The 9346-nt window shown below is 63.9% G+C and carries 10 protein-coding genes; all 10 read right to left on the bottom strand.

Going from position 1 to position 9346, the window contains the following annotated elements; genetic code table 11:
• Positions 1–917 (bottom strand): MiaB/RimO family radical SAM methylthiotransferase (locus ACXJ7R_RS17230; protein ID WP_457152887.1); only part of this gene is annotated, 917 nt, incomplete at its 3' end.
• A gap of 88 nt (positions 918–1005) precedes the next feature.
• The gene (olsA, locus tag ACXJ7R_RS17225; protein ID WP_457152886.1) at positions 1006–1806 is read right to left on the bottom strand and encodes a lyso-ornithine lipid O-acyltransferase; all 801 of its coding nucleotides are present in this window, start codon (positions 1804–1806) and stop codon (positions 1006–1008) included.
• A gap of 75 nt (positions 1807–1881) precedes the next feature.
• Positions 1882–2376 carry a ribosomal protein S18-alanine N-acetyltransferase gene (rimI, locus tag ACXJ7R_RS17220; RefSeq protein ID WP_095082444.1) on the bottom strand — a complete coding sequence of 165 codons (495 nt, stop codon included), beginning with the start codon at positions 2374–2376 and terminating at the stop codon, positions 1882–1884.
• Positions 2376–3053: a tRNA (adenosine(37)-N6)-threonylcarbamoyltransferase complex dimerization subunit type 1 TsaB gene (gene tsaB, locus ACXJ7R_RS17215; RefSeq protein WP_457152885.1), complete on the bottom strand. Its 678-nt coding sequence runs from the start codon at positions 3051–3053 to the stop codon at positions 2376–2378. Before tsaB ends, rimI begins: the two co-directional genes overlap by 1 nt.
• A gap of 109 nt (positions 3054–3162) precedes the next feature.
• Entirely contained in the window at positions 3163–4269 is a 1107-nt protein-coding gene (locus ACXJ7R_RS17210) for a DUF1513 domain-containing protein (RefSeq protein WP_457152884.1), read from the bottom strand.
• Between the two features lie 2 nt (positions 4270–4271).
• Positions 4272–5351: an imelysin family protein gene (locus ACXJ7R_RS17205; protein WP_457152883.1), complete on the bottom strand. Its 1080-nt coding sequence runs from the start codon at positions 5349–5351 to the stop codon at positions 4272–4274.
• Positions 5351–6952 (bottom strand): di-heme oxidoreductase family protein, encoded by a 1602-nt coding sequence (locus tag ACXJ7R_RS17200; RefSeq protein WP_457152882.1) that lies wholly within the window; start codon positions 6950–6952, stop codon positions 5351–5353. The genes ACXJ7R_RS17205 and ACXJ7R_RS17200 overlap by 1 nt, the downstream gene beginning before the upstream one ends.
• 12 nt (positions 6953–6964) lie before the next feature.
• A complete protein-coding gene (gene bfr / locus ACXJ7R_RS17195; protein ID WP_457152881.1) occupies positions 6965–7450 on the bottom strand; it encodes a bacterioferritin in 486 nt (161 codons plus the stop codon).
• Positions 7416–7727, bottom strand: coding sequence for a (2Fe-2S)-binding protein (locus tag ACXJ7R_RS17190; RefSeq protein ID WP_457152880.1), 312 nt, complete (start codon positions 7725–7727; stop codon positions 7416–7418). Before ACXJ7R_RS17190 ends, bfr begins: the two co-directional genes overlap by 35 nt.
• Positions 7728–7840: 113 nt before the next feature.
• Positions 7841–9133 carry an imelysin family protein gene (locus tag ACXJ7R_RS17185; protein WP_457152888.1) on the bottom strand — a complete coding sequence of 431 codons (1293 nt, stop codon included), beginning with the start codon at positions 9131–9133 and terminating at the stop codon, positions 7841–7843.
• Positions 9134–9346 lie beyond the last annotated feature (213 nt).

Raw genomic sequence — 9346 nt, 5'->3', positions numbered from 1 at the left:
GCCTTGAGGATGCGGTTGGACCCGGATTGTACCGGCAGGTGCAGATAGGGCATCAACGCCGGCAGATCACGATGGGCTGATATCAGTTCATCGTCCATGTCGCGCGGGTGGCTGGTGGTGTAGCGCAGCCGCGCCAGCCCTGGGATTTCGGCCAGCCTGAGCAGCAGGCGGCCAAGGCCCCATTCCTCGCCGTTTTCGCCCTGGCCATGCCAGGCATTGACGTTCTGGCCAAGCAGCGTCACCTCGCGCACGCCGGCTTCGGCCAGACGGTGCGCCTCGGCAACGATCTGCGCCACCGGCCGCGACACTTCGGAGCCCCTGGTGTAGGGCACGACGCAGAAGGTGCAGAACTTGTCGCAGCCTTCCTGGACGGTGAGGAACGCGGTGACGCCGCGCTTGATGACCTCGGCGCGTTTGGGCTGCGGCAGATACTCGAACTTGTCCTCGATGGCGTAGTCGGTCTCGACGATCTTTTCGCCGCCGCGCACCCGCGCCAACACGTCGGGCAGCCGGTGATAGGTCTGCGGGCCGATGACCAGATCGACGGCCGGCGAACGGCGGATGATCTCGGCCCCTTCGGCCTGCGCCACGCAGCCGGCGACGCCGACCAGCATCTCGCGGCCTGCCACGGCGCGTTCTGCCTTCATATCGCGGATACGGCCGAGCTCGGAATAGACCTTTTCGGCCGCCTTCTCCCTGATATGGCAGGTGTTGAGCAGCACCAGATCGGCCTCGCCGATGGCATCGGTGGCGGCATAGCCGTCGGCGGCCAGCGCATCGGCCATGCGCTGTGAATCATAGACGTTCATCTGGCAGCCATAGGTCTTGATGAAGACCTTCCTGGTGGCTGCCGCCGGCACGGCCATCGCTTCGGCCGCGGCGTCAATGTCGTCACGCTCTATCGTGTTCAAGTCCATCCGGCGGCTTCTAACGCCTTTCGATGACAAAAAACAGACGATTCTCCGCCACGGCCGTCACGCACAGACTGGCGCACCCATCACCAGTCTATCGGCTCGGGCGCGGATCGGCGAGTGCCGCCTGCATCATCGCGCGCACCTGGCTTTCCATCAGCTTCGACGTTTCCTTGCGGTTCGAGCCCTTGGAAAAGGCGATCGGTTCGCCGAAATGCACCTCGACGTCGAGTGCCCCCTCCTTCAGCAACACCTTGAGATGCGGCATCAGGTCTTCATCGCCGATCCAGGCGGCAAGCGGCCGGTGCCGACGGCCGAGCGGCACGCCGTGCAGGCGCGTGTAGGCGATCGCCACCGGCTGGATGAAGACCTGTTCGGCCGCGCCTTCTGAAATCGCCATCGAGGCGGCGCCGAACAGCGTGCTCTTGAAGGGCAGGACGATGTTGCCGTCGCCGGTCGATCCCTCGGCGAACAGCACCATGGCGTCGCCCTTGGCCATGCGGCTGGCGATCTCGCTTGCCTGGTCGCCGGACGAACGCTTGCGCTCGCGCTCGATGAAAACGGTGCGCTGCAGCTTCGACAGCATGCCGATCAGCGGCCAGCCTTCCATATCGGCTCTGGCGATGAACTTCACATCGACCATGGAGCCGAGCACCATGATGTCGGTCCACGAGATGTGGTTGGACGCGACCAGCAGTGGACGTTTGTCGGACAGCGCGCCCTTGACATGGATGCGCATGCCCAGCGCCCGGACGATCAGCCTGTGCCAGATTTTCAGGATGAAGGTTTCCGGCCACCAGCCGGTCTTCATCGACAGGATCTGCAACGGCACCAGGACCAGCGAACCGGCGGTGACGAGGCCCAGCGACAGGAAAATCCTGATTTTTGCGATCATACAGTCCCGGCCCTGCCGTTACAGCGCCGCGCGTCCTTTTTTGGAAGCGCTAACCCTTGGATTTGGCGCCTCTGGCTAGCGAAGATCGCGGCGCATGACAAGCGCCCCGGTCGGTCCATGCTCGGACGACCTGTAGTAATTGGGGCGTTTGCCGACTTCGCGGAAGCCCAGTCGCCGGTAGAGAGCGATCGCAGCGACGTTGGTCTCGTCGACCTCGAGGAACAGCGCTTCGGCGCGCTGAGCGTGCAGTTCGCGCAGCACCGCATCCATCAACTGCCAGCCCAGTCCCTGCCGGCGGTGCGAGCGCGCCACCGCGACGGTCAGGATCTCGCCCTCACCGGCCGCCAGCCTGGCCAGCACGAAGCCGACCGGCGGCTTGGCGCCCTGCCCGGTCTCGCGCGCGGCATAGCCGAACACGGTATCCTGTTCGAGCAAGGCGGCGAATTCGCCGTCGGTCCAGGGGCGGACAAAATCCTCGCGATGCAGCAGCGAGACCGCCGGGCTGTCGGTGATCCTCAGCGGCTCGAGCGCATAGTCCCGGCGGCGTGGTTGGAGAAAAGGTATGCGCATTAGTTTTGTTGCCTTGATAGTATGAACCCGGCCTGCGGCTTGGCGTCCGCACCACGCAAATAGAGCGGTTTCGGCCTTTCGCCCGCGCCCTTGCCGGCCGCCAGGCGAGCGTATGTGAGAATGTCGGCGGTGGCCGTCTCGGGGCCGACATCGAAGGCGCGCCCTGCTGAGGCAGCGATTTGCACAGCCGCGGTGCCGGCGAGCACCGAAGCGCTTTCCGTCGCCATGGCCACGGCACTCGCCAGTGTGGTCACAGCCGGACCGTAAGTCAAAACTGACATTTGATCGAAAAGGGCGGCATGGAGTTCCTCGCGGCCGGCGTCGAGCGCCGCCAGCACGGCGCGGCCAGGAAATGTCCCGGCTGCCTCGGCGGCCAGCGCCTCCAGCGTCGTCACCCCAATCGCCGGAACCTTCAGCGCCAGCGCCAGGCCGCGTGCGGTCGACACGCCGACGCGCAGGCCGGTGAAGGAGCCGGGACCGACAGAGACGGCGATGGCGTCGAGACCGGCATAGTCGGTTGCGCCTGCCTTCAGCGCTTCAGCGATGGCGGCCATCAGGTGCTCGGCATGGCCCTTGCCGAGATCGAGCACCGAGCGGCCAAGCTCCTGCTTCGCCTCGGTGTCATAGACGCAAGCGGCGCAGAGGTTGGCGGCACAGTCGATGGCAAGCAATTTCATGAAACGACCGGTTCGAGAAACAATTCCCTGTGCCCGCCACGGCCCGCCACCGCAAGGGGATAGTGCATAATTTGTTAAGCGGCTTCGTTTCGGCCCGGCAGAAAAGTAGCTACGCAGCCTGTTCGATGCGCAGCATATGATTGTCCCAGACATAGTCCGGTTCGGAGCGTGTCGCACCGCTGCCCTCGATGATTTCGCCGGCGCCTGTAGTCGCCATGAAGCTGGTTCCGTCGGGCGCCACGCCGCAGACCTCGACCAGCGCGTTGTTCGAGACGATCCTGCCGCTCGCCGCGTCGATCACCACAAGCGAATTGCCCTCCGGCGAAGAGACGGCAACGGTGCCGGCAAGCGGATTGGCGGCGACCGAGCCGATATAGTTGCGGAAACCGGACAGGACGTCCTGCGGCATGTCGAGCAGTTGCAACTCCTTGCCACGCACGGCGCGGCCGACCAGAAGCGGCCGATTGGTGCCCGGCCCCCGGTACTGGCAGCCGAACCAGACGGTGCCGGACCGGTCGGTGTCCATATGGCGGATCGACAGCTGGTGCAGTGCCGCCGGCAGTTCGTGCTTCTCGATGAGGTCTCCGGTGACGCGGTCGATCAGCACATAGGACGGCTTCATGGTGGCGATGTTGAGCTCGGTGCGGCCATAGTCCGGATGGGTCTCGATGCCGCCATTGGCAACAGCAATCGTCTTGCCGTCGCCCAGGAGCAGAAGCTCGTGCGGACCCATGCCATAGGTCGGGAATTCGCCGATGCGGCTGAATTTCGCCCGCGCATCGTAGATGCCGACTACACCGGCGGCATTGTCGAAATCATTCTCGGTTGCATAGAGCAAAGCGCCGTCGGGCGAGAACACGCCATGGCCGAAGAAATGCCGGCCGGTGATGCTAGTGATGGTCAGCGGCTTCTCGCGGCCCGAATGATCGAAGACCACGGCGAAAGTGCCCGGCTGGCGAGCGAAGACCACGGAGCGCTTCGAGACCGGATCGAAAGTGACGTCGTGGCCGCGATCGGGCAGGTCGATCGCATGCAGGAGCTTGCCGGCCTCGGACAGGACGGCCGCGCCGTAACTGCCGTCGCGCTTGACAAAGGCGGTAGCGAAGACGGTGTCGGCCGCCAGTGTCGTTGCCCAAGCCGACGGCGCCATCGCGGCGGCAAAACCAATGCCTGCGGCCCGGAGGAAATCGCGGCGGTCGATCAGCGGCGTACGCATGCTCAGTCTCCGTCGAGCGACGAGAAGCCGGCGGTCAGGCCGAATTCGGCGGTCAGCCTGGTGCCGATCAGGGTCGACAGGCTGGAGGTGATCAGCGCGAAATGATCGAGCTTTTCGCGCAACGCCGGATCGGCAAGTGCCTTGTCGATCGGACCGCTGACCGCCTTGGCAGTGGCGACACCATTGACCAGCTGGATGTGGATCGATTCCGCCATCCAGCGCGCGTCGGGCGGCAGTGCGTCGCCGAGCTTCGAGGCCTGGAACAGATCGTCTATTCCCGACAGATTGGCTGCCAGCGAATTGGTGGTGCTCCGCGACCGCCAGTAGATTGCCTGCCTGGGCTTGTCCGCATCCGGCTTGCCGCCGAAAAAGCCCTTCAGGCGCACATCGCGCACCATTTCCAGTTCATTGATGAAAACACCGACCAGTTCGGTCACCGCTTCGTTGCCGTCGCGATAAAGCGCGTTCTGCGGCCCCGGATTGGCCCAAAGGGCGGCAAAGCCGTCCGGCTTGTTCCAGGCGGCGCTAACCTCGCCGGCCATGGTTTCGATGTTGCCGGCAACCGCCGCGCCATAAGCGCAGCGATAGGGATCGGCCTTGCCCGTCAACGCCTCGGCGCCATCGCCGTAGAGGACGAATTCCAGCGCGCCCAAGCCCTGCATTGCGACGCTCTTGCCGGCCAGCTGTGCCGGATCGGTTGCTGTCGGGTCCTTGTCGGACAGCGCCGCCTGCACCTGCTTCAGGCCGATGCTCTTGCGGTCCGGCCAGAACAGCATGCGCTCCAGCCGGTTGTTCTCCTTGATCGGCCCGAACCCGATGATCTCGGCTGACGACCAGGCATCGACCGTCGCCGAAAACTGGGCCCGAGCCGCATCGAGGTCTTCTTGAGAGGGCGCGGTGCAGAGCGTGTGCATTGCCTTGGTTAAATGGCCGGCGTGGTCGTGCAGGCCGGCATAGGCCGGGCGGACAAAGCCGTCGACCGCCCGCTGGATGATTTCGGAGGCTTTCACAGCCGCCGACGCCGGGGCGACGCCCACCAGAGCCAGCGGCAAAACGAGAACCAGTACAGAGCGCTTGAGCATCACAGTGACTCCAGGAATTTGAGCAGTGCATCGCGGTCGGCAGCGTTGGCGGCGGCAAAGCGATCGCGCGTCTTCTGCGCCTCGCCGCCATGCCACAGGATCGCCTCGGTCAGGCTGCGCGCGCGCCCGTCATGCAGGAAGAAGGAATTGCCGTTGACCGTTTCGGTGAGACCAATGCCCCACAGTGGCGGGGTGCGCCACTCTTTGCCTGTCGCTTCGCCCACGGCCTGGCCGTCGGCCAGATCCGGCCCCATGTCGTGCAGCAGGAAGTCGGAATAAGGCCAGATCAACTGGAAGGCCTGCGCCTGGTTGGGCGTGCCGCGTCGGGTGACGAATTTCGGCGTGTGGCAGGCAATGCAGCMTGTCTCGTAGAAGATTTTCTTGCCGGCGAGCACCTGCGGTGTGTCGAGGTCGCGGCGTGCCGGCACCGCCAGGTTCTGCGAATAGAAGGTGACGAGATCCATCACCGGCGCCGGTGCCTCGACCGGGCCGAGGCGCTGCTGCACGCCATTCGGCATGGTCAGGCATTTTTCCTGTGCGGTGGTGCAGTCGCCCCAATGTTTCGGCTCTTCAGGCGTCGAGATGCCGATGTCGCCGGCAAAGGCATCCGCCGCCTGCTGGCGGATCGAGGCGGTCTGCGCCTTCCAGCCGAAACGGCCAAGCGTCAGCTCCCCGCTCTGGCCGTCGCGCACGATGTTGGGCCTGCCGGAAATGCCGTCACCGTTCCGGTCGTCCGGGTCGGCATTGGCAAGGATATCCGCCGGTGCGATCTCCTCGATCAGGCCAAGGCCGATCATCGGCGGCGTCAGGCGCGGCGATAGCGTGGTGCGCGGATCAAGCGGCCCATAGCCGGAATCGATGACCGAATAGCTGGGTTTGCGCAGCGAAATCACCGTGCCGTCCGCCAGCGTCACCGGCCGTTCCTGATAGTCGACATGCATCCTGCCTTCGCCGCGCAGGCCTGGCACGGCCAGCTCCTGTAATTGCGAGCCGTAGACAGGGTCGGGAAGGTTAGGCAGCCGGTGATCGGCAAGCGCTGCCTTCTCTTCCGCGCTGCTCGCCTCGCGGGCCAGCCGCAGGAACATCGAGGTGGTGCCGACGTCGCCTTGCGGCGGACGGCCGCGGCCATCCTTCAGATGGCAATTCTGGCAGGCGCGTTCATTGAACAGCGGACCGAGCCCGTCCGAAGCCTGCGTCGAGGATGGCGACGACACCCAGTTCTTGCGGAACAGGGCGTTGCCGAGCTTGAATGTGCCCTCTTCCTCGAAGGTGATGTTGGCTGAGGATTGGGAGAAGGAATCGCGGCTGACGTCCTTCCTGGACGTGCCGGCGCCACCTTGCATCCGTTCGAACTGCTCGGGCTTGGAAAAATCCGACGTCGGCCTGGTGGTGGCTGTGACGCGCGCCTGATCCTTCGGATTGAGGTCGGTGCGCGTGGTGCCGAGGCCGGCGGGCTGAAGGTCGCCGGCAATCGCTGAAGAGGTGAGCGCCACCACGAGGACGACACAGCGCCCACGCGCCGATCCGGCTGGCGTTTTGTGACGAGGCGGCGAGCCATTGGCCCGCCGCAAGCGGCGCACGAATTCTAGCAGGCGCCGCATTCCCGCATGTCCTTAGTCCGCCTCGTCCGCCGATGCGGCGTTGAGCTGGCCGTATTTTTCCTCGCCGATCGAAGCAAGCAGGTCGAGCTGCGTCTCGAGGAAGTCGATGTGACCTTCCTCGTCGRACAGCAATTCCTCAAACAGCTTCATCGACACGTAATCGCCCGCTTCCTCGCAGATCTCACGCGAGCGCTTGTAGGCGGTACGCGCGTCATATTCGCCGGCAAGGTCGGATTCGAGCACTTCCTTGACGTTCTGCCCGATGCGCAACGGCGCCACGGACTGCAGGTTCGGATGGCCTTCGAGGAAGATGATGCGGGCCACGAGCCGGTCGGCATGGTGCATCTCCTCGATCGATTCCGCCCGCTCCTTCTTTGCCAGTTTGGCGTATCCCCAGTCCTCCAGCAGACGGAAATGTACCCAATACTGGTTGACGGCTCCCAGCTCCAGAAAAAGAGCCTCGTTAAGCCGCTCGATGATCTGCGGTTCGCCTTTCATGGATCCTGCTCCCATATTGGACGCGCAGGCCTCTGACGCGGTCCAGGTGTGAAACGATGTCGACGCCGCTCGCCTCCGAGCGGGCGTGGTAATTTTCGGTGACCCGAATGATCGTTTCGACCACATTTGGGAAGCAGCCGCAACAGCGGCCGCGCTTCTGCATGGTGTGATAGACCTTCGCCGGCACGATCAATTGCCAGGGATCCTGATCCAGCAGCCCGATGATCGTCTGCTCGATTTCCCTCTCGGTGATGATGTTGCAATGGCATATCAGCATTTGGCGGCTCAGATGGCTGACGGCGCCTCCCGCGCCGTGTGGCTTGATTTCTTACCATGGCCTATTTCGAAGCCGGGTGTCAGGCTTCGGATCAGGCCATGGCCTGTCGGCGGTTACTTGAACACCTTGTCCGGCGCGTCGAGACTGTCGGAACCCTCGAAGGCGATGGCATTGAGCTTCAGGGTGCCGACGGCGCGTTCGATCGACTTGGTCTGGTCGATCAGCGCGTCGATCGCCGCCTGCACGGTGGCGTTGCCTTCGGTGTTTCCCTCGGCGATCTGCTGGTCGTAGGCCTCGCCGGCCAGTGCCCGCGCCTTGATCGCCTCCATCTTGGCAACGGTGACATCGAGCTTGCCCGACAGCTCCTTGTCGATCGCCGGATCGGCCGCCTTCACCATATCGGCCACCGAAGGTCCCGAAACGACGGTTCCGTCGAGCCTGGTATAGCTGGCGTGGTAGGCGGCGCGAATGCCGATGGCGTCGTAGAGATGGGAGTTGTAGGTGTTGTCGGAAAAACAGTCATGCTCCTCCTCGGGATCATGCAGCAGCAGGCCGAGCTTCATGCGTTCGCCGGCCAGTTCACCGTAGGACAGCGAGCCCATGCCGGTGAAGATGATCGAGATGGCGGTGTTCGGCTCGCCGTCGACGAGGTTCTTGCGGGCGGCACCGTCTTCCTTCCAGTCGTTGACCATATTCTGCAGGTCGGAGACCAGAAGGTCGCTCGCCGACTTCAGATATTGCGCGCGGCGGTCGCAATTGCCGCCGGTGCAGTTTTTGAGGTCATAGTCGGTGTACGGGCGCTCGCCGGCCCCCGGGCCGGTGCCGTGCAGGTCCTGGCCCCAGAGCAGGAACTCGATGGCGTGATAGCCGGTGGCGACATTGGCCTCGATGCCGCCGGCCTGCTGCAGCGTGCCGGAGAGGAATTCCGGCGTCAGGTTCGTGGCATCGACCTTCTTGCCGTTGATCTCGATCTCCTTGTTGGCGATCACATTGGCGGTATAGAGCGAATTTGCGTCCGATTCCGTGCCATAGCTCTTGGCGACATAGTCGATCAGCCCTTCGTCGAGCGGCCAGGAATTCACCTCGCCTTCCCAATCATCGACGATCTTGTTGCCGAACCGGTAGACTTCTGTCTGCTGGTAGGGAACGCGCGCTGCCTTCCAGGCGTCACGGGCGGCGTTGAGGGTTTCCACCGATGGTTTGGCAAGCAGGGCGTCGACCGCCTTGTCGAGCGCCTGCGCCGTGGTCAGCGAATCCTCGTATTTGGCGAGCCCGATATCGGCATAGGTCTTGATGACCGCCTTCGCATCGGTTGCCGCCTTGGCCGGCAGCACGAACACAGCCGCCGTCAGCAGGGCGGTGGCGCCGATCGCGGCGAGCCTGCTGCCATACCGTGCCGATATCATCGCTCTCATGACTGTCATCTCCTCAGGAATTCACTGAAATATGGGCGCGGCAACAGGCGGCCTGCACAAGTCAGGCAGGGCAACGCCATCCGGCAAAAAAATGGCCACGACAAGACGTGGTCTGCGGAAGAAAGACACCGAAATGCCTCCAATCGAAAGGGTTCAAGGCCCAGACATCAAAGGGATGCGCCATTGCGCGAGCCTCCATAAAGC

This window comes from Mesorhizobium sp. P5_C1, from assembly GCF_054049815.1.
The sequence above is the reverse complement of the archived record's forward strand: the minus strand, read 5'-3'. Positions and strand labels throughout refer to the sequence as shown.